The following is a 20,641-nucleotide window of genomic DNA, read 5'->3' on the forward strand; positions in this document are numbered from 1 at the left end:
TGGGCCCGTGCGGTTGCAGTAGCCGCACAAGTCCAGCCGACCTGAAATCAATCGTCGGCTAAGCCCTTCCCTTGCAGAAATCCGAGAGCACTCAGGTCACCACGTTTTCTTCGTAGGTCTTTTTAACCCCCGGCACACAGAGGCAGGCGGGCACGATGAGCACGGCGATGAGCATCATCGCTATAAACGTGGTGTGCAGCGCCTGTTGAAGGGCCAGCCGAAGCTCCTGCCGATCTATCAACATATCGACGCCATTCAGAAGGTCCCGAAGTTGATCTGACGTAATCGCCTGACCGTGATTGGCGTTGGCGAGCCCGTAGGTCAGCACGGCCCCTAGAATGGCCGCTCCAAGCGTACTGCCCAGATTGCGCGAAAACACGTTCGACGCCGTGGCGCTGCCGCGCTCCGACCAGTTCACGCTATCCTGCGTCAGGATCAGCGCGCCGATGTTGAGCAGGCCCATTCCAAACCCCATGATGAGGGAACCGGCGCCCGCCAGTGTTGCTGGACTGGACGGGTTCAGCATGACGAGCAGAGAAGTCCCGATCGGAATGCAAATGCTTCCGACGATCATGATTGGGCGCAATCCGAACCGCGTGAACTGCCGCGAGGCAATCGTCGCGCCGCACGGCCAGCCAAGCAGCAGCATGGTCAAGGCAAAACCCGCGATCACAGGCGAACGGTCGAGGACCGTCTGCACATACATCGGCAGAAACGTCGTCAGCCCCATGATCGACATGCTGGCCAGGAAAACCGCCAGATTGGAGAATGCGATCGGGCGCTTCAGCCACAAGCCCGGTGCAACCATGGGTTCCTTTGCGCGCCGCTCCTGCCAGATGAAAGCAACCAGTGACAAGCCGAAGAGAACCAATGCCAGAACCGCTTCCGGCGAGACCGCGCTTTCCATGAGTGTAAGCGCGATCATCAGGGATGAAATCGAGACGGCAAAAAGCGCTGCGCCAAGCACATCGACCGATACGGGTTTGGAGCGCTTCTCTTCATGCAGGAAGAGAAGAAAGCCCGAAGCCGCCAGAACGCCGACAGGCACGTTAATCCAGAACACCCAAGCCCAGTTGAGATTGTGAATGATCAAGCTGCCAAGCAACGGTCCGACAACGGCTGACAGCGCCCAGACGCTGGCCAGATAACCCTGAACCTTGCTGCGCTGGGCGCCCGGGAAAAGGTCCGCCACAACAGTCATGGATGCGGGCTGGATCGCCCCTGCCCCAATGCCCTGCAACAGCCGGAAGACAATCATCGAAGGCATCGACCATGCAAAGCCTGCCAGTATCGACGCGATCAGGAACAGGCTGATGCCGAAAATAAGCACGGGCTTGCGGCCGTAGATATCGGCCAATTTTCCAAACACCACGGTCGTCGCCGTCTGGGTCAGAAGGAACGATGAGAAAACCCAGGAATAGAGATTGAGCTGGCCCAATTGCGCAGCGATCTGCGGCATTGCGGTCGATACGATTGTCGCCTCGACTGCAATCATGGCCATGCTTGCCATGATCGCGGCAACAACAAGCCCGCGATGAGAGTGTTTTTCTGTCATGGATTGCCTTCAGACCGGAACGGTCGTCGTTGAGTGGAAGCCTCCTCGCTTCCGCCTCAGTTTCTTAGACCTGCCTGACCGCCATCGCAATAGGTTGCCCGCCCCGATCGGTACACATTCTTGCTACCACCATATTCGTCTTGGGCAGCCTTGTGCACGATGAAACAGCTCTCTGGTCTTTAGCCGAAGCATTTCCAGCAAAAATGCGAAGCGGTTTTGCTTGTGTTAAGCAGCAACCTGTTCGACAAGCGCTTCGCACCTTTGGAACTCTTGGAGAAGAACCATGACAAACAGCACAGCGCCCTTTTTCCTTGAAGACACGGACGAAAGCGAGATTTCCTCCGATGTCGCAGGCGTGGGCAATTTTCTGGTAACCACCCATATTCCGATCCGGGCCGATGGCACAATGGAAACCGGCGATATAATCGCCCAAAGCGAATGCACGCTCAACAGCCTCAAGACTTCACTGGAAAAGGTGGGCAGCAGTCTGGAAAACGTCATTCATTTGACGATCTATCTGACCGATATCAACGAACGCCCCGCCTTCAATGAAGTCTATCTGCGCTTTTTCAAAAAGCCCTTTCCGGTTCGTTGCGCTGTCGGCGTAGCCGGGCTGGCCACGCCGGAGATGCGGGTCGAAGTCACAGCAATGGCGGTACGCAATCAGTAGCCCGGACAGTGAAGTTCACGATAGCGGGGCCTTGAGCAAACGGCCCCGAACTCGCCCTCTTCCGAGCGGCATCCTGCGCAGTTGGCATATAATCATACGCTAATTTCATAATTCGTTTCTTCGAGCCGCCTAGCCGACGCTTGCGCGTTTATGCAATGCTCATGCGTCAGACCAGTGGAGGGGTCGATAAGATGAGAAAAATCATAACAATAATGGGTATCGCAGGTGCCATCTTGGCATCAGGATTCGCAGCTCATGCGGGAGAGACGCTGGATCGCGTCATGGAAAAGAAGGCCATGGTTGTTGCAACCAATGCAGGCTGGCCTCCGCAAAGCTTTCTGGACGATTCCAACCAACTCGTCGGATTCGATGTTGACGTGGCCAACGAGATCGGCAAGCGCCTGGGCGTCGCCGTATCCTTCGAGACACCGGACTGGGCGACACTGACCGGCGGACGCTGGCAGGGACGCTATGACGTAGGCGTCGGATCGGTCACTCCGACCAAGGCACGCGCGAATGTCATCGATTTTGCCGGCATTTATTACTACAGCCCATATGTCTATGTCGTGCATAAGGACAGCGAGGCGAAATCGGTCGCGGACCTTAACGGCAAGGTTATCGGCGTCGAAACAGCCACCACTTCGGAAGATTACGCTCGTCACCAGCTGGAGATCGACGCACCCGGCCTCCCGCCGATCGAGTACAAGCTCAATCCGGGCGAAATTCGTACCTTCGCGGATTCCATGCTGCCGTTCGACGATCTGAGACTGGGAGATGGCGTTCGTATCGATGCCATCGTCGCACCGGAGCAGACAGCACAGAACGCCATCAAGAACGGCTATCCCGTAAAAATCCTTGAAGGCGAATATGCCTTCCGCGAGCCGCTCGTCGTTATCGCCGAGAAGAACGATCCCGAGTGGACCGCCAAGATTGGCGAAATCATCAAGCAGATGAAGTCTGACGGCACGCTTGGGACACTCACAGCAAAGTGGTACGGCAAGGACTACAGCGCCGACTGATCTGCCCCTTGCTTCGATATTGAAATGAGCCATCGATGCGATGGCTCATACGATACGCTTATTTGGTGTTACCATGACATATCCTGTCACTTACTATAGCCGTACCAAGGCAGACGACGTCGCGCGCCCGATGCTGGAGCGTGAAATAACAGCAGACATCGCGGTGATCGGCGGCGGGCTAGCCGGGTTGTCGGCTGCCTTGCAGATGTCGCGCGCAGGCAAGAAAGTCGTTGTTCTGGAAGCCGAAAGCATTGGTTTCGGCGCGTCCGGACGCAATGGCGGGTTTGTCAGTCCCGGTTTCGCGACGGGCGGCGACGCGATTGCTGCCCGCGCCGGGCGCGATGTTGCCAAAACGCTCCACAAAATGTCCATCGAAGGCGTCGAGTTCGTTCGTCAGAACATTACCGCCCTGAAGATTGAGGAAGCCCGGCTATCACCAGGCATTATGAGCGTTCGACGATACGACGATGGCGACAGCCTGAAGCACTACGCCGACGAACTCTATCGCGACTATGACTACAAGCTTGACTTTCATACCACAGCCGAAACGCGCAACATTTTGAATTCCAGGCGCTATTTCCAGTCTGTCACCGACCCCAATGCGTTTCATATCCATCCGTTGAATTATCTGCGGGCACTTGGGCGCGAGATAGAGCGGCTCGGCGGGCGGATATTCGAGCATAGCCGTGTCGTCCAATTGCTCGATCACGGCGATGGCAAGCTTGTAAAGACGGCTGAGGGACAGGTCAAAGCCGGTGCCGTGCTGATCACCACCGGCGGCTACACAGACGGGCTGGTCGGGCAGATCAAGCGGGCCTATCTGCCTATCGCAACCTATGTGATGGTGAGCGAGGAAGCGCCTGAACTGATCGCATCGGCAATCCGCACCACATCCGCGATTGGTGACAACCGGCGGGCTGGTGACTATTACCGCGTGATCGATGGCGGCCGCAGACTGTTGTGGGGCGGACGCATCACGACAAGAGCAGCCGATACGCCCGGCGTCGTGCGGGAACTGCGCAACGAAATGGTGGGGACCTATCCTCAGCTCGCTTCGCTGAAGACGGAACTGGCATGGTCCGGCCTGATGTCCTATGCGAGACATCTCATGCCACAGATCGGCCAATTGGATCGCGCCACCTGGTATTGCACCGCATTTGGCGGCCACGGGCTCAACACGACCGCCATCGGCGGCAAGGTTGTTGCCGAAGCCATCTGCGGACAAAGTGACCGTTACAAACTTTTCGAAAAATTCGGGCTGGTCTGGGCAGGAGGAGCAGCGGGGCTCGCCGCTGCTCAGCTAACCTATTGGAAATTGCAGATGCAGGATTGGCTTGCCGAGCGAAAAGCAGGCTGACAGGAGAAAGAATATGCTCGGGAGGTTTTTTCTCACACGGCCTGAGGCCGCCAAACGTACTGTTCAGATAGCGTTTTTTGTTATTCTGACAGCGCTCTTCTGTTTCATGAACGTCCGGTTCTCCGGCATAACAAACCTGTTGGGCATTGACCCGAAAGTCGCCAAGGCCGGCTTCACCAAGGCCACATTGCTTTCCTCTGTCCTGCTCAGTCTCGTCATCTTTGCCAATTGGAGCTTTTTGAGACTTTTCCCGCGTTGGGCACAGATCACGGCCATATGGCTGGAACTGTTCCTGCTGCTGATGATCTTCTTTTATTCATTCAATCTCTCGTTTGAATTCATAGCCAGAAAGATCGGATTTCTCATCAGCCAGGGTGTCGTCACGACGCTTTATATTTCCACCGCTTCCATCTTCTTCGCAACCATTCTGGCGCTCATCGGCGCTGTGGCCAAACTCTCCAAGAACGGTCTGGTCTACGGTCTGGCGACGTTCTACACTTCGCTCTTCCGCGGCCTGCCATTGCTGATGCAGATTTACATTATCTATCTGGGCTTGCCGCAGGTGGGTTATGTCATTGGGCCGATCCCCGCCGGTATTCTGGCGCTTTCGCTGTGTTACGGCGCTTATATGACGGAAATCTTTCGTGCGGGCATCGAAAGCATCCCGCGCGGGCAACAGGAAGGTGCCGCCGCTCTGGGTCTGGGACCATCGCAAACCATGTGGCTGGTCATTCTTCCGCAGGCGATGCGCATCATCATTCCGCCAACGGGCAACCAGTTCATCGCGATGCTCAAGGACTCGTCGCTCGTCTCTGTCATCGGTGTATGGGAACTCATGTATCTTGCCCGCACACAAGGTCAGACGGAGTTCCGGCACATTGAAATGCTCATAACGGCATCAATGATCTACTGGGCCCTCTCCGTCGTTCTGGAATATGGACAGGCAAAGCTCGAAGCTCGCTTCAAACGGTCTCTCGTGCGTTGAACGCGCCATCATAGAGGCGTCGGGCCTGAGCAACATCGAACGAAAATCGGCGCGGTATTACCGCGCCGATCCATTTGAAAGCACTTAAGAGATTACCGCCGCCACCTGAGCGACATGCATGACAGGCCTGCATCAATCCGCCCGATTTCGCCTGTCTTCAGCGCAACAACCCTGTAGCCTTCCCTATCAAGCAAGTCGATGGTACGGGGGTAATCCGCGCCGACGAAAACGACATCATTGACCCGAAGCGCATTGGCGGCTGCCTCTTCACCCTCCGGCGTCACAATTTCACGCATGCCTCGAAAGAAGCCCGAGCCCGCCAACCTGTGCGTTGCAAGCACCGTCTCCTCGTCCAGCAGCGAGCAGTCGGTCTTGAAGTGCAGTACACCCTTCGGCGTCTCGACAATCTCTGCCGTGCGACCAAGGGTAGCCAGCGTTGTACGAAGCCCTTTGGCGCCACTTTTATCGGTACGCGCCGACAGGCCGATCATCACCACACTAGGCGTGACCAGCACATCGCCACCATCGGCGAAACCGGGTGAAGGGAGCGACACGACATTCTCAAAGAGCGAACGCAGAACCGGTTCTATTTCGGCCGTCTCACCCATGCGCGATGGTGCACCGGGACGCAGCAGAACTGCGCCTTCGTGGAACACCAGCGCCGGATCTTCTACAAATATCGAATCGGGAAAATCCTCCATCGGTGGCAGTACCGTCACCTCGACACCAGCGTTTCGCAACGCCTGCACATAGGCTTCGTGTTCTTCCCTGACACCTTCGTAGGTCGGATTGCCCCTGTTATCGGCGCGCAAACCATTGATGACGGAGCGTCCCGGCATACGCACAATAGCTGCATTGAATTCATAAACGGCGGTCATGAGATCACTCGGGTTTGAGATAGGTTTCAGCAAGCTCGGTCCAGAAGGCCGCGCCGATAGGGATCAGGTCGTCATTGAAATCGTAAGACGGATGGTGGAGCTGGAAATCGTTCTCTCCCTTGCCGCCCCCGACAAAGAAGTAGGTTCCGGGTCGCTCACGGAGCATATATGCAAAATCCTCGCTGCCCATGAAAGGACGCTCCAGATCAATCACGTTCGACGCACCGAAGGACTTCACCGCCAGAGAGCGTGCGAAATCAGTTTCCGCGGAATGGTTGATCGTCGCATCGTAACTGCGCAGATACTCCACTTCAGCAGTTAGTCCGAAGCTCTCTGCCTGATGCGCTGCAACACGTTTGATGCCTTGCTCGATCTGATCGCGAATGGCGGGCGAAAAAGTGCGAATGCCGACCACGATTTCTGCCGTCGATGGAATGATATTGCTGGCCGAACCACCATGGAATGCGGCAACCGTCACAACCGCCGGATCGAGCGCTGGCACGTTACGGGACTTGATGGTCTGCAGGGCCATCACGATCGAAGCGCCCGCTGTTATGGGATCGGCAGTTTTTTCCGGTTCCGAACCATGTCCCCCGTAACCGTTCACCCTGATAAACGCTTCATCGACTGCAGCCATGATCGGCCCATCGCGAAAAGCAAACTTGCCAAGGGGAATGCCGGGGTCATTGTGAAGAGCAAAAACAGCATCACAAGGAAAGCGGTCGAACAATCCTTCGTCTATCATGATCTTGGCACCGCCGAAATTCTCTTCCGCCGGCTGGAAAATCAGATGAATGGTTCCGTCGAAATTGCGCCGTTCAGCCAGAGCCTTGGCAGCACCGAGCAACATCGTCGTATGGCCATCATGTCCACAGGCATGCATCAGACCCGGGGACTTGCTGGAATAGGGCAGATTTGTCTGCTCATGAATGGGAAGCGCGTCGATATCGGCACGAACGCCGACCGACTTCCGGCCCGATCCATTCGTCAAAGTCCCAATGACCCCGGTTTTTGCAAGTCCTCGCGTTACCTTGTAACCTAGAGCCTCAAGCTGCCGCGCAACGATCTCGGAGGTTCGTTTCTCTTCAAGTCCCAGTTCGGGATGCGCATGAAGGTCATGCCGCAACGCCATTAGCTCGGGCAGGCTGTTCAGAACAGCGGGTGAAAAATCGCGCATTCAAGCACCTCTCGTCGGAATTCTGTTCTCAAAACGCCGGAAGACCCAGACCAAGCCTGCGGTCAGTATCATGTAGATCAAGGCAAGCAGCAGAAGCGGCTCATAAGTGAGATAGGTTTCCTGGCGCACCCGCGAAACGACGCCGTAGACATCGACGACGGTTATGGTTGCCACCAGCGGCGTCGATTTCAATTGAAGGACCGATTCGCCGTTCAGTGTCGGCAGCGCGCGATGGATCGCGCGCGGCAGCCAGATACGGCGAAATACTTTCCAAGGTGACATGCCGAATGCACGACCGGCCTGCAGCTCGCCGGATGGCACGCCAGCAAACGCACCGCGCATGACCTCCCCCTCATAGGCCGCGAAAGAGATCGTCAGCGCGGCAAGTCCATACGGCCATGCCTCGCGCAGATAAGGCCAGATAAAGGAGCCGCGAATGCCGGGAATTGAGGGAAACAGCGACCCAAGGCCGTAATAGAGCAGCCACAGCTGCAACAGCAACGGCGTCCCCCGGATGACGGTGCAGAACGCTTTCGCTGGCCAGCTCAACCACCATGGGCCAGTCACCTGAAGCAATCCGAGGGGAAGAGCCAGCATAAACCCCAGAATTGCAGACCCGAAAAGCATGGACAGAGTTACCGCAATACCGGAGCCTAGACGGGGCAGGTATTGCGGCAGCCAGTCCCAGCGGCCAAATAAAATCGCCGAAGCAAACAGCGCGATTGCAATGACAATCAGCACAAGGCGGTGTGGTTCGAGCCGGTTTCTGGCGGATGTCTGGTTTTCAAATGCTGCTGAAGATGTGCTCATCTCAGTCGATCCGCGCAAAACCCCGGCGCGCGCGCCGCTCGATAAAGCCGATGAAGACATTCGAAATCAAGGTGAGTCCGAAATACAGCACGCCAGCCGCCATGAAGAACAGCAGATAATGCTTGGTCGTGCCTGCCGCCTGTCTTGTCACCAGGGTCAGTTCGCTGAAACCGACAACGGCCAGTAAGGCTGTATCCTTGGTTGAGATAAGCCAAAGATTGGCGAGGCCCGGTATGGCGAAGGGCAGCATGGCCGGTATCGTGATGCGTCTGAGCATCTTGGACGGTGGCATGCCGAAAGCGCGCGCCGCCTCGATCTGGCCGGGTGCGATCGCCTTGATCGCACCGCGCAGGACTTCCGTCGAATATGCACCCTGCACGACCCCGATGACGAAAATACCGGCCGCAAGCCCGCTGATATCGACTTTGCCACGACCAAACAGAGCCAGCAGCTGGTTCAACAGGTCGGTGCCCGCGTAATAGAGGATAAGGATCAGCACCAGTTCCGGCACGGCACGCACTACGGTCGTATAGACTTCCAGAAGATCGCGAATGATCGGGCCGCCATAGAGCTTACCCAGCGCACCCAACATGCCAATCAACAGACCGAGCGAATAACCGCCCACTGCAATTTGCAACGTGTGCCAGAAGCCCTGTAGAAGTACCCCTCCCCATCCGGGCGGGTCGAGAGCAAGTAGGCTCCAGTTGATCAATGGCGCATCCATGGCCAGTTCCGTTCATGCTGAAATCGGGGAAGCCAGCCGAAGAGACACCGGCTGACCATGAAACTCACTGGCCGTAAATGTCGAAATCGAAGTATTTTTTGGTGATCGTATCGTAAGTTCCGTTCGCGCGGATGGCCTTGATCGCGGCGTTCAGCTTGTCCTTGAGTTCCGTATCGCCCTTGCGCAATCCGATACCCACGCCCGGCCCCAGAACCTCGACATCCTGAGCGACGCTTCCTTTTTCCTCGCAGCATGCCTTGCCGTTATCCGTCGCAAGAAACGTCCGCAGAGCCAGGGAATCCGCCTGCACGGCATCGATGCGCCCGGCGGTGAGGTCGTTGTTGGCTTCGTCCTGTGTCTGATATTCCTTGATCGTGGCACCGGCGGGCGCGAAATGCTTCACCGCATAGGCCTGATGGATAGTAGACACTTGCACGCCAATCGTCTTGTCCTTCAGCCCCTCCGGCGTGGCGTCGAACTTGATATCCTTCGTGCCGATGACGATTGTCGGTGTGTTATAATATTTGTCGGAGAAATCGATCGTCTTGCGACGTTCAGGCGTCATCGACATGGAGCCGACGATCATGTCGATCTTGCCAGTGGTGAGTGCAGGGATGATGCCGTCCCAGGCGACCGGCGTTATCACACAATCAAGCTTGGCCTCCTTGCAGACCGCATCTGCAAAATCAATTTCCCAGCCGTGCCATTTTCCCGTGGCGTCGGGTTCCGTGAAGGGGGGATAAGGTTCTGCTGCGATACCGAGCTTCACTTGTTCGGCACTTGCCGCCCCGACACTCGAGACAGCAACTGTTACACCGACGCACAAAGTAGCTAATAGACACTTCATTGGTACTACTCCCATTCCCATTTCAGTGTGTTGAACTGATAAACTTCTTCAATCGCTCGGATTTGGGCGACCCGAAGACTTCTTCTGGAGGCCCCTCTTCCTCAATCCTGCCATCGTGCAGAAAAACGATATGATTGGCGACCTTACGCGCGAACTTCATCTCGTGCGTAACCAGGATCATAGTGCGTTTTTCCTTTGCCAGATCACCTATAACAGTGAGAACCTCGCCGACCAGTTCAGGGTCCAGCGCGGATGTCGGCTCGTCGAAAAGCATCACCAATGGCTCTATCGCCAGCGCCCGCGCAATCGCGGCACGCTGCTGCTGGCCACCGGACATGAAGGCGGGATAGACGTCTCGCTTCTCGTAAAGCCCGACGCGCCTTAGAAGCGCTTCGGCCCGCTCTGTCGCTTCGGCCTTGGGCACACCCAGCACATGCACAGGCGCTTCGATCACATTCTCCAGGACGGTCATGTGCTGCCAGAGATTGAAGCTCTGGAAGACCATTCCAAGCCGCGTGCGAATACGCTCGATCTGCCTTCGGTCCGCAGGTATCTGGCCGCCATTGCCAGTGTTTCGCATGGCGATGGTTTCACCGTGGATGGTGACCGCTCCCGATGTTGGCAGTTCCAGCATGTTGATGCAGCGAAGAAATGTCGATTTGCCGGAGCCCGATCCGCCAATAATGGCGATGACATCGCCCTCGCGCGCCCTGAGTGAAACGCCTTTAAGCACCTCGAGATCACCGAAACGCTTGTGAAGGTCGACGACGGAGATCGCCTCTTCGCCTTGACTCATGCGGCACAAACCTCCCTTGGCCCGACACCCTTACGGTTTGTCGCAAGCCACCTGGATATTGCTTTATTGTCAACCACTTCGGAGTTCTTCCGACTTCTCGACAAGCGGCCAACCGTTCCCTTGACGTTGACTATACACTTGAATAAGTATTGCGCAAGTGCATAGTCAGACATCGAGGGAGGAGAGGATGACCGCATCGTTTCGACGTGCGCCGGACTTCGATCGTCGCACGGACATGATAGAGGCTACGCTCGACTGCATTGCCGATCTCGGCATACAGGCGACAACGGTTCGTGCGGTTGCGGCGCGTGCAGGCGTCAGCAATGGACTCATTCGCCATCATTTTGCATCGAAGGCCAATCTCATCGCCGCCGCTTACCAGCGCGTGATCGAAATGATGACCCTGCCCGCGTTGAGCGTTCTGGAATCGGACGGCGGAACGCCCCACGACCGGCTGACGCGGTTCATCGCAGCCAGCCTCGGCGGAACCGTGGCCGATCCGCGGATGCTTTCGCTCTGGGCGACTTTCGTCAGCCAGGTTCATCTTGATCCAGATCTGGAACACGAACATCGCGAAGGTTATCTCGCTTTCCGGCGAGCCATGGAGACCTTGATTGCAGAGGTGTTATCGGCAGAAGGCCGGGAACCGATCCCGCAATCGTGCCGAAACCTCGCCATCGCAGTCAACGCCCTGATTGACGGCCTTTGGATCGAAGGCTGTCTCAGCGCGGATGAAATCGACGAAACCACGCAAATTGGCATCGGACTAAGCTCAATCGGCGCTCTTCTCGGCATCAAGCTTCCCGACGTGCCACCACTTCCGAGAGAATGACATGCATTACGCCTCCATCACCGATAGACTCTCAGGGCTGGGTTCGGACAAATGGCGAGTCCACGCACGAGGCAGGGAACTGCGCGCGCTTGGCCATCCCGTTATAGAATTTACGATCGGCGAACCCGACGTTGCCCCCGATGCCTCGCTGCTCGAAGTGTGCAATAACGCCATGCGCGCCGGACGCACCCGCTATTCCAGCGGTCGCGGCGAACCGGCGGTGCTGGCGGCGCTGGCCGCAAAATATTCAAAGCGCACCGGCCGTGTCGTCACAACCAATAATGTCCTCTATTTTCCCGGAACCCAAACCGCGCTTTATGCCGTTTTGACAGGATTGGTCGAGAGTGGCGACAAGGTTCTCGTTCCCGATCCCTATTACGCAACCTATGAAGGCGTGGTGCGAGCGCCGGGAGCCGATATCGTCCCGGTGCCACTGCGGGCCGAAGATGGTTTTCATCTTCGAGCGGAAATACTGGAAGCGGCAATCACACCCGGCTGCCGGGTATTGCTTCTCAACAACCCGCACAATCCGACCGGAGCGGTTCTCACAAAACCCGAAATTGCTGCGATCAGCGAAGTCTGCCGCAAGCACGATCTCTGGATCGTGTGCGATGAGGTTTATGAAGAGCTTACTTTCGGGGCCGCATTTGCGTCGCCGCTCGATCTTCCGGAAATGGCGGACCGCACCATAGTGGTCTCCTCCATATCGAAGTCACACGCAGCCCCCGGCTTTCGTGCAGGCTGGGCGGTCGGTTCGGAAGAATTTTGCCAAAGGCTGTTGCCTTTCTCCGAATCCATGCTTTTCGGTGGACAACCTTTCATTGCCGACATGACGGCCTATGCGCTGACACACGATCTGCCGACCGCAGCAATCATGCGCGCGCAATACAAGGCGCGGTCCGCGCTGATCGTGGAACGGTTGCGCGGCGTTCAGGGGATCAAGCCCCTGATGCCGGAAGCCGGCATGTTCGTGTTACTGGATATCGGCGGGACCGGCCTGAATGGCGAGGAATTCGCCAGCCGCCTGCTTGAAGAACACTATGTCTCGATGATGCCCGGCACATCTTTCGGTCAGGTCGCGAAGAATCTGGTCCGCATGAGCGTTACCGTTCCCGAAGACAGGATTATCGAGGCGTGCGACCGCATTGCCCGTTTTGCCCGCAGCCTAAACTGCAGGGCCGAAAGTCTGGTTTCATGAGCAGCGAATTAACGGTCGGGCAAGCGCTGATCCGCCTTCTGGAAGCCTACGATGTCGATACTGTATTTGGCATTCCGGGCGTGCACACAGCCGAACTTTATCGTGGCCTTGCCGGATCGAGCATCCGGCATGTTATCCCGCGCGACGAACAGGATGCGGGCTTCATGGCAGATGGTTATGCGCGGGTTTCTGGCAAGCCGGGTATCTGCCTGCTGATTACCGGTCCGGGACTTACCAATGCGATAACCCCGATGGCGCAGGCGCGGGCCGATTCCATACCGATGCTCGTCATCTCAGGCGTCAACGCGCGCCACACGCTCGGACAGTATAAGGGACACCTGCACGAGCTTCCCGATCAGGCCGCGACCATGCGAACAATCGCCCTGTCGTCAGAGCGACTGGAACAGCCCGGCGATCTTGCAGAACTGGTTGGCCGTGCCTTCGCCCGGATGAAATCCGGACGTCCGGGCCCTGTCCATATTGAAATCCCGACGGACCTTATGGAAGCCCCGTTTGAAGGAAACTTGCGCAAGTCCCCGGCAGTTGCGAGCGCTACGGCTGTGGATTCCAATGTCGGGAAAATCAAAGCCGCTGCAACACTTTGCGCCGAAGCCCGCCGTCCTTTGATCCTCGCAGGTGGAGGCGCCAACCGGGCGGGTGATGCCGTTTCCGTCCTTTCGCAGATGCTTGACGCCCCGGTCGTGACCACAACGAACGCCCGTGGTTTGCTTGGCCATCATCCGCTCGCGGTAGAGGCAAGCCCCAGCCTGCCGCCTATCCGCCAGCTGATCGCCGATGCCGATCTTGTCATTGCGATTGGAACCCAGTTCGGTCCGACCGATTACGACATGTATGTAGACGGAGGTTTCGAACCTCCTGCCGGCATGATCCGCATCGACATCGACCCGGATGCGGAGGCAACCAGCGCCCCGGCTGGCCTGATGATCGTGGGCGATGCTGCCCCAATAACGGCAGATCTCATTTCTGCTCTGCAGCTTCTTCCTCAGGCACCACGTGAGGACGGAAAGGAGCGCGCAACGGCGGCCAAGGCTGCGGCATACGACTTCCTCTCACCCAAGATGCAGGCTTTGACCGAAGTTCTGGACACCATTCGGGATGCACTGCCCGGCAGTATCATAGTCGGCGATTCCACACAGCTCGCCTATGCCGGCAATCTGTTCTTCGAAGCCGATGGCGCGCGACGCTGGTTCAACGCTTCAACGGGCTACGGCGCGCTCGGATTTGGCCCACCAGCTGCGGTGGGCGCCAGTCTCGCGCAGGCTGATACGCCAGTCGTTTGCCTGGTGGGGGACGGGGGATTCCAGTTCTGTCTCGGCACTCTCGGCACTGCCGCCGACGAAAAAGCGCGTGTAATTTTCGTCGTCTGGAACAATCATGGTTATCAGGAAATCGAAGATTATATGCTTTCTCGGGGCATTGAACCGGTTGGCGTGCGCCCCACACCTCCCGATTTTCTCAAGCTCGCGCAGGCCTATGGCATACCGGGGGAACATATCCGCCTCACTAATCAAGACAATCAGGATGCGCTTCATCCAGGCGCACTCAACCTTGCGCAACTCGCCGGGGCGCTTAACCGCGCCCAGGCTGTCGAGGGGCCCGCACTTATAGAAATAACGACGCCATAGGCCGGGACGGTCTGGCAAAGCGACTGGGAGGAACGCTATGCATTTCGGACTGACTGAACAGCAGGAAATGATCGTCTCGACAGTTCGAAGCTTTGTCGAGAACGAGATTTATCCGCATGAAACGACCGTCGAAAAGCTCGGTTATGTGCCAAAAGAGATCGGCGAAGACATCAAGCGGAAGACCATCGAACTTGGTTTCTATGCCAGCAATTTCCCGGAATCGGCGGGCGGTCCCGGACTTTCCCATCTTGAGTTTGCACTGGTGGAACGCGAACTCGGACGTGGATCAATGGCGCTCACCCATTTTTTCGGACGCCCGCAGAATATTCTCATGGCTTGCAGGGGAGAGCAGATCGAGCGCTATCTCCTGCCAGCGGTGCGCGGCGAAAGGATGGATGCACTTGCCATGACCGAGCCCGACGCTGGCTCTGACATTCGCGGCATGAAAGCCAATGCGCGCCGCGTCGGTGGCGACTGGGTTCTGAACGGCACCAAGCATTTCATTTCAGGCGCCGAACACGCCGATTTCGTCATTGTCTTCATGGCGACAGGCGAGGAACAGTCCTCCGCCGGAACGAAGAAGAAGATCACGACCTTTCTGGTGGACCGTGGAACACCGGGCTTCACCATCCGAGAGGGTTACAAGTCCGTCAGCCATCGCGGCTACAAGAACATGATCCTTGAATTCGACGACTGCCGTCTTCCCGATGCGCAGGTTCTCGGAGAGGTCGATGGCGGCTTTGCGGTCATGAATGAGTGGCTTTACGCGACCCGCATAACAGTTGCGACAATGGCGGTCGGGCGTGCGCGCCGCGTGTTCGACCTGATGGTCGACTACGCCGCCCAGCGCAAGCAATTTGGCCAGCCTATCGGTCGCTTTCAGGGCGTCGGCTTCCAGCTTGCGGACTCCATTACCGAAATAGATGCCGCCGACTGGCTGACGCTGGCAGCGGCCTGGCGCCTCGATCAGCGATTGCCCGCAAATCGCGAGATTGCCTCGGCAAAAGTCTACGCGTCCGAAATGCTGGCCCGCATCACCGATCGTGCCATACAGGTGCATGGCGGCATGGGCCTGATGGACGACCTACCGCTGGAACGCTTCTGGCGCGATGCCCGTGTCGAGCGGATATGGGACGGCACAAGCGAGATTCAGCGCCACATTATCGCCCGCGACCTCCTTCGTCCGCTCGGAGCCTGATCGTGAGCAAAAAGAACCTGTCTCGTGTCTTGCGTCCCCGTTCCATCGCCATCTTTGGCGGAGGATGGTCTATGGCTGTCCTCAGGCAATGCCGTAAAATGGGCTTTGAGGGAGAACTCTGGCCTGTCCACCCCACCCGCGATACTATCGACGATATTCCCTGCTATCGATCTGTCGCCGACCTTCCCGGCGCACCGGATGTAAGTTTCATCGGCGTCAACCGCGACGGAACAATTGATATTGTTCGCCAGCTCTCAGCGCGGGGAAGTGGCGGCGCAGTGTGCTTTGCCTCTGGCTTCAACGAAGTATCCGACGGCGCCGAACGCAATCAGGCCCTGCTGGCAGCGGCAGGCGAAATGCCGATCCTCGGCCCCAACTGCTACGGCTTCATCAACTACCTTGATGGAGCCCTGCTCTGGCCCGACCAGCACGGCGGCAAGAGGGTGGAAAGCGGTGCCGCCATCGTCGTGCAATCGTCCAACATAGCGATCAATCTTACGATGCAGCGCCGAGGTCTTCCCATTGCCTATGTGCTGACAGCCGGAAATCAGGCACAGACCGGTCTTTCCGAATTGGCGGAAGCCGCGCTCGAAGACCCCCGGGTTACCGTTCTCGGTTTGCATATAGAAGGCTTCGACAATATTTCACGGTTGGAACGTGTCTTCGCCAGAGCGCGTGAGATGAGAAAGCCCGTTGTCGCCATCAAGGTCGGAACTTCCGCCGCGGCACAGGCGATGACCCTGTCACACACAGCATCGCTTGCCGGAGCCGACACGCTTGCCGACACTTTCTTTGCGCGATGTGGCGTCGTGCGTGTTGGAACGCTCGACGAATTTGTCGAAACGCTGAAGCTTCTGCATGTGCTTGGTCCCTCACCGGACAACAGCCTCGGCTCAATGAGCTGTTCCGGCGGCGAAGCCTCACTTGTCGGCGATCTTGCAAGCGCCGCTGGTCTCGATCTCAGACCGCTGGCGCCGGACGAGGCAAACAGGCTTCGCGCCACCCTGCCCGAGATGGTCACCATCTCGAATCCCCTCGACTACCACACCTTTACATGGGGAAACGGACCGTCGCTGACTGCGACCTATCGCGCTATGCTCGATGGCAATTTCGGTCTGACCATACTGGTGTTCGACTTTCCACGTGGGGACCGTTGTGCTGACAATGGTTGCGAAACATCGCTCGAAGCGGCGATAGCGGCGCACAAGGCTGGAGGCGGTCGCTTTGCGCTGGTTGCCAGTTTGCCGGAGAACATGACGGAAGCCCATGCCGAACGTCTGACAGCCGCAGGAATAGCCCCGATGATGGGGCTTGCAACTGCGCTTGCGGCAGCAGCCAATGCTGCCTGGATTGGCGAAATCTGGTCGAAACCGCAATCTCCAATGCTGGCTGACCAAGCGCCAGCGTTGCCATCTGCAGCCACCGCAATGGACGAGTGGTCATCGAAATCCGCTGTGCGCGAAATCGGCCTGATAACCCCAACAGGCGGAGTAGTATCGACTATCAATGATGCTGTCGCCCTTGCCGAAAAGCTAGGTTATCCCGTCGCTCTCAAAGGCGTTGGTGAAAACTTGCTCCACAAAACGGAAATGGCGGCAGTGCGCCTCAATTTGGCGAATGCCGAAGCAGTACGCGCTGCCGCCCTTTCGCTTACTGCTTTGAAATGCGATTTTCTGGTCGAGAAAATGGTTCAGGACGGTGTAGCTGAACTGATTATCGGCATCGCACGCGACCCGCAATTCGGGCTTTATCTGACCATTGGCGCGGGCGGCGTGATGGTTGAGCTTTGGAATGATACACGTTCGCTACTCTTACCTGCGAGCCGCGATGAAATCCGCGAGGCGCTTCTTTCCCTGCGCTCCGCTCCCCTTCTGACCGGCTTTCGCGGCAAGCCTAAAGCCAACATCGAAGCCGCCGTCGAGGCCGCGTGGCAGGTTGGCAACTATGCGCTCGCGCAGGCAGGGAAACTTGAAGAGCTCGACATCAACCCGCTCATCGTCACAGCGGATGATGCAATCGCCGTCGATGCCCTGATACGCAACAGGAGAGCTTGATGACTGACGAGGTGAAGGCCGTTCGCAACGGTCAGATATTGGAGATCACGCTCGACCGGCCAAAGGCCAATGCCATCGACCAGCCAACCAGCCGAAAGCTGGGCGATGTCTTCGCCATGTTTCGAGACGACACGGATCTGCGCGTTGCTATTTTCACAGGCGGGGGCGAGAAGTTTTTTTCCGCCGGCTGGGATCTGAACGAAGCGGCTTCAACCGGCGGAGATGGGTATATCGCCGACTATGGTCAGGGCGGAATCTATGGCTTTTCCGAATTACCCGGATTGGAGAAGCCTGTCATCTGCGCGGTCAACGGTTATGCCATCGGCGCAGGTTTCGAAATTCTCCTGACTGCCGATTTCATCATTGCCGCCGACCACGCGCAATTCTGGCTGCCGGAAACTTCGCTCGGCGTTCTGCCGGATATCGGCTCATTTGTTCTGCCCAAGCTCTTGCCCAAGGTTATAGCGAATGAAGTTCTTTATGGAGGGCGGCGTTTCAGTGCGCAAGACTGCCTCCGCTGGGGCCTGGTCAATGACGTGGTGCCGCAGGCAGAGCTGATGAGTGCTGCCCGTAGGCTCGCTGCCCGTATCCTGCGCTCCGCACCGCTTTCTGTTGCCGCAGCCAAACAGACAGCGCGTATGGCCGAACATATGAGCCTGACCGAAAGCTACGCCGCCATGCGGGCTGGTAATTTCCCACTGTTCAAATCGCTGATCGAAAGCGAAGACGCGCTGGAAGGACCGCGCGCAGCGGTCGAAAAGCGCGATCCCGTATGGAAAGGCAGATGAAATGAGTACATATGCCGAAGGCGCCATAACAACCCGCCGGGACGGTGCTATTCTGGAAGTGACTCTGGATCGGCCCAAGGCCAACGCCATCGATCTGCCGACATCGCGCGCGATGGGTCAAATTTTCGCAGCCTTCCGCGATGACCCGGAATTGCGTGTCGCCATCCTCAAGACCGCTGGCGACCGTTTCTTTTCTGCCGGTTGGGATTTGAAAGCCGCGGCAGAAGGCGCGCCTATCGATGGCGACTACGGAAGTGGCGGTTTCGGCGGTATCCAGGAACTGCGAGACCTGAACAAACCTGTCATCGCATGTGTCAGTGGCATGGCCGCAGGCGGGGGCTTCGAACTGGCGCTGTCCTGTGACCTGATCTATGCCTCGGACCATTCGACCTTTTCGCTTCCGGAAATTCGCTCGGGAACCATTGCAGATGCAGCAAGTATCCGGCTTCCGAAACGCATTCCATACCACATAGCCATGGAACTTTTGCTGACCGGCCGCTGGGTCGACGCTCAAGAAGCTCATCGCTGGGGTTTCGTTAACGAAGTCCTGCCTCAGGAGAAGCTCGAAGAACGCGTTTGGGAGATCGCCCGTCTGCTCGCCTCCGGTCCACCGCTCGTTTACGCTGCGATCAAAGAAACTGTCCGACGCGCGGAAAGCGCAGATTTCCAAACCATGATGAACCTCATCATGCGACGCAAGTTGGCGACGGTCGACATTCTTTATGGATCGGAGGATAATCTCGAAGGCGCCCGAGCATTCGCTGAAAAGCGCGATCCTGTCTGGAAGGGGAAATAGCGATGAGCGCTATTACCGGTCAACGCAACGTTTCATATTGAATTTGCTAGTTGTTTTTGTCCGAACCGACTGTTTCGGCTCCAACCGGTAATATGCAATTTCTCCGCCCTGTCACCGCCGCCAAATGCGTAACAAGCTCTTCTATCAGGTGCACACCCACTCGCGGACCCGGCACTTTGTACCGCCGGCGCCTTGGCAGGCGTTCAAGGCGCGGTCCTCTGCATCTTTGCGTGTGCGGGCCGATTTAGCCGCCCAGGGGAAAATCTGCCCGGCGCGCTCTTTTGCAACGGCAAGCGCGCCGCAATGGTTATAGGGAAAACCGGTATTGTCGTCGTCGTCCCAGTGGCGATGGTTTCGGAAAACCTCGGCCACCTTGCATTCGTTGCCGCCAGCATTCCTGCAATGATTCAGTGCCGTATCCATTGCCTCCTGCCGCTTGTCGGCTCCCCAGAAGAAACCGTGTTTCTGGTCCGCTTCGGAATAGGCTATCGCTGCCCAGATCCCGCGCTCTTCTTGTGGCGGCACGGGAACGTCCATGGCCGCGGGCAGATCGGCCGCAGCGATCTGCCCCGTCTGGGTGAAGAATAACCCCAAGGCGAAAATTGCGAAGCCGATCCTCATGGTGCGATTTCCTTATTTGCTGGCCGATGCGACTGAAATGACCACGCAGCTGTTTCCAGAAGGCAGAAGCATCGCGCTGCCATTGTTGTTGGCCAGAGAATAAACGGCCACCTGCCCGAGCGTATTGGCCAGTACGCTTCCTTGCGGCAGCAAGGAAGGAATGTTGCTGCAGGACGTGGCAAACGGTGCCACGCGGATCATCGCGCCTTCGCAGGCCGAACCTGACGGAGCGGCAAAAACGATACCCGCAGCGCTTCCCTTATAGCTCTCCGATGCATAATCCATGCCTACGAACGCCTGAATTGCATGTTCGTTGGGAGCCTTGGTGTTCCATGCCGACTGGACGTTATATTGCGAACCGTTCGTCAAAAGCGCACCAAGCGCCGGGAAAAGGGTCGAGCAGGTTTGGAGCCCGGCCTCCTTCGCATGTTGGAGGAATGGCGTATCCGGTTGACCTGAATCCGGCTGCGTGGTTTCTGCCGCCGCCTGCTGGGAGAACAGCGCCCCCGCCTTGTCGTAATGCATGGCCGCATAGCCGCCAATGCCGAGAATGACGACGCCGAAAGCGGAGAGAAGCGCCGTCTTCGGCCAGTTGCGCCCTGCGGCCTTTCGCTCTTCTCCAGCGTCGGCGGAAGTAGCCGGATTGCGGGACATGATGCGATCGTGAATCGATTGCCGGGTCATGGAAAT

20 protein-coding genes are annotated in these 20,641 nt (G+C 57.5%); 11 read left to right on the forward strand and 9 right to left on the reverse strand.

Going from position 1 to position 20,641, the window contains the following annotated elements:
• Nucleotides 1-91: 91 nt before the first annotated feature.
• Complete coding sequence (locus tag F9K78_RS15360) at nucleotides 92-1,555, reverse strand: MDR family MFS transporter (RefSeq protein ID WP_121985230.1); 1,464 nt, start codon at nucleotides 1,553-1,555, stop codon at nucleotides 92-94.
• A 283-nt stretch (nucleotides 1,556-1,838) separates the two neighbouring features.
• On the opposite strand from F9K78_RS15360, the gene F9K78_RS15365 reads away from it, so the two are divergent.
• From F9K78_RS15365 to F9K78_RS15380, 4 genes are all read left to right on the forward strand, one after another.
• On the forward strand, nucleotides 1,839-2,225 hold the full coding sequence (locus F9K78_RS15365; RefSeq protein ID WP_121985231.1) for a RidA family protein: 387 nt from the start codon (nucleotides 1,839-1,841) through the stop codon (nucleotides 2,223-2,225).
• Nucleotides 2,226-2,437: 212 nt separating this feature from the next.
• Entirely contained in the window at nucleotides 2,438-3,244 is an 807-nt protein-coding gene (locus F9K78_RS15370) for a transporter substrate-binding domain-containing protein (protein ID WP_121985232.1), read from the forward strand.
• Between the two features lie 73 nt (nucleotides 3,245-3,317).
• Nucleotides 3,318-4,601, forward strand: coding sequence for an NAD(P)/FAD-dependent oxidoreductase (locus F9K78_RS15375; RefSeq protein ID WP_121985233.1), 1,284 nt, complete (start codon nucleotides 3,318-3,320; stop codon nucleotides 4,599-4,601).
• A 13-nt stretch (nucleotides 4,602-4,614) separates the two neighbouring features.
• On the forward strand, nucleotides 4,615-5,586 hold the full coding sequence (locus tag F9K78_RS15380; RefSeq protein ID WP_121985234.1) for an amino acid ABC transporter permease: 972 nt from the start codon (nucleotides 4,615-4,617) through the stop codon (nucleotides 5,584-5,586).
• A gap of 92 nt (nucleotides 5,587-5,678) precedes the next feature.
• On the opposite strand, the gene F9K78_RS15385 is transcribed toward F9K78_RS15380, so the two are convergent.
• From F9K78_RS15385 to F9K78_RS15410, 6 genes are all read right to left on the reverse strand, one after another.
• Nucleotides 5,679-6,464 (reverse strand): dimethylarginine dimethylaminohydrolase family protein, encoded by a 786-nt coding sequence (locus F9K78_RS15385; RefSeq protein ID WP_122066988.1) that lies wholly within the window; start codon nucleotides 6,462-6,464, stop codon nucleotides 5,679-5,681.
• Between the two features lie 4 nt (nucleotides 6,465-6,468).
• The gene (locus F9K78_RS15390; RefSeq protein ID WP_122066989.1) at nucleotides 6,469-7,641 is read right to left on the reverse strand and encodes a M20 aminoacylase family protein; all 1,173 of its coding nucleotides are present in this window, start codon (nucleotides 7,639-7,641) and stop codon (nucleotides 6,469-6,471) included.
• Nucleotides 7,642-8,451 carry an ABC transporter permease gene (locus F9K78_RS15395; RefSeq protein WP_122066990.1) on the reverse strand — a complete coding sequence of 270 codons (810 nt, stop codon included), beginning with the start codon at nucleotides 8,449-8,451 and terminating at the stop codon, nucleotides 7,642-7,644.
• A 1-nt stretch (nucleotide 8,452) separates the two neighbouring features.
• On the reverse strand, nucleotides 8,453-9,175 hold the full coding sequence (locus F9K78_RS15400) for an ABC transporter permease (protein ID WP_122066991.1): 723 nt from the start codon (nucleotides 9,173-9,175) through the stop codon (nucleotides 8,453-8,455).
• 64 nt (nucleotides 9,176-9,239) lie between these two features.
• The gene (locus tag F9K78_RS15405; protein WP_151682362.1) at nucleotides 9,240-10,022 is read right to left on the reverse strand and encodes a transporter substrate-binding domain-containing protein; all 783 of its coding nucleotides are present in this window, start codon (nucleotides 10,020-10,022) and stop codon (nucleotides 9,240-9,242) included.
• A gap of 22 nt (nucleotides 10,023-10,044) precedes the next feature.
• Nucleotides 10,045-10,818, reverse strand: a complete 774-nt coding sequence (locus F9K78_RS15410; protein ID WP_151682363.1) for an ABC transporter ATP-binding protein — start codon at nucleotides 10,816-10,818, stop codon at nucleotides 10,045-10,047.
• A gap of 187 nt (nucleotides 10,819-11,005) precedes the next feature.
• On the opposite strand from F9K78_RS15410, the gene F9K78_RS15415 reads away from it, so the two are divergent.
• From F9K78_RS15415 to F9K78_RS15445, 7 genes are read left to right on the forward strand one after another with little or no spacing between them, the layout of a single operon-like run.
• Nucleotides 11,006-11,650, forward strand: a complete 645-nt coding sequence (locus F9K78_RS15415) for a TetR family transcriptional regulator C-terminal domain-containing protein (RefSeq protein ID WP_151682364.1) — start codon at nucleotides 11,006-11,008, stop codon at nucleotides 11,648-11,650.
• Between the two features lies 1 nt (nucleotide 11,651).
• Nucleotides 11,652-12,848, forward strand: a complete 1,197-nt coding sequence (locus tag F9K78_RS15420; RefSeq protein WP_151682365.1) for a pyridoxal phosphate-dependent aminotransferase — start codon at nucleotides 11,652-11,654, stop codon at nucleotides 12,846-12,848.
• Nucleotides 12,845-14,494: a 5-guanidino-2-oxopentanoate decarboxylase gene (locus tag F9K78_RS15425; RefSeq protein ID WP_151682366.1), complete on the forward strand. Its 1,650-nt coding sequence runs from the start codon at nucleotides 12,845-12,847 to the stop codon at nucleotides 14,492-14,494. The genes F9K78_RS15420 and F9K78_RS15425 overlap by 4 nt, the downstream gene beginning before the upstream one ends.
• 37 nt (nucleotides 14,495-14,531) lie before the next feature.
• Entirely contained in the window at nucleotides 14,532-15,692 is a 1,161-nt protein-coding gene (locus tag F9K78_RS15430; RefSeq protein ID WP_151682367.1) for an acyl-CoA dehydrogenase family protein, read from the forward strand.
• Nucleotides 15,689-17,746 (forward strand): acetate--CoA ligase family protein, encoded by a 2,058-nt coding sequence (locus F9K78_RS15435; RefSeq protein ID WP_151682390.1) that lies wholly within the window; start codon nucleotides 15,689-15,691, stop codon nucleotides 17,744-17,746. The genes F9K78_RS15430 and F9K78_RS15435 overlap by 4 nt, the downstream gene beginning before the upstream one ends.
• Nucleotides 17,746-18,534, forward strand: a complete 789-nt coding sequence (locus F9K78_RS15440) for an enoyl-CoA hydratase-related protein (protein WP_151682368.1) — start codon at nucleotides 17,746-17,748, stop codon at nucleotides 18,532-18,534. The genes F9K78_RS15435 and F9K78_RS15440 overlap by 1 nt, the downstream gene beginning before the upstream one ends.
• 1 nt (nucleotide 18,535) lies before the next feature.
• A complete protein-coding gene (locus F9K78_RS15445) occupies nucleotides 18,536-19,330 on the forward strand; it encodes a carnitinyl-CoA dehydratase (protein ID WP_151682369.1) in 795 nt (264 codons plus the stop codon).
• A 144-nt stretch (nucleotides 19,331-19,474) separates the two neighbouring features.
• Here the strand turns inward: F9K78_RS15445 and F9K78_RS15450 are convergent, their stop codons facing one another.
• Together F9K78_RS15450 and F9K78_RS15455 are read right to left on the reverse strand one after the other, a co-directional pair.
• A complete protein-coding gene (locus F9K78_RS15450) occupies nucleotides 19,475-19,951 on the reverse strand; it encodes a DUF4189 domain-containing protein (RefSeq protein WP_151682370.1) in 477 nt (158 codons plus the stop codon).
• A 12-nt stretch (nucleotides 19,952-19,963) separates the two neighbouring features.
• The gene (locus tag F9K78_RS15455) at nucleotides 19,964-20,635 is read right to left on the reverse strand and encodes a hypothetical protein (RefSeq protein ID WP_151682371.1); all 672 of its coding nucleotides are present in this window, start codon (nucleotides 20,633-20,635) and stop codon (nucleotides 19,964-19,966) included.
• Between the last annotated feature and the right edge of the window lie 6 nt (nucleotides 20,636-20,641).

Origin of the sequence: Brucella pseudintermedia (assembly GCF_008932435.1) — a bacterium.
Lineage (GTDB): Bacteria > Pseudomonadota > Alphaproteobacteria > Rhizobiales > Rhizobiaceae > Brucella > Brucella pseudintermedia.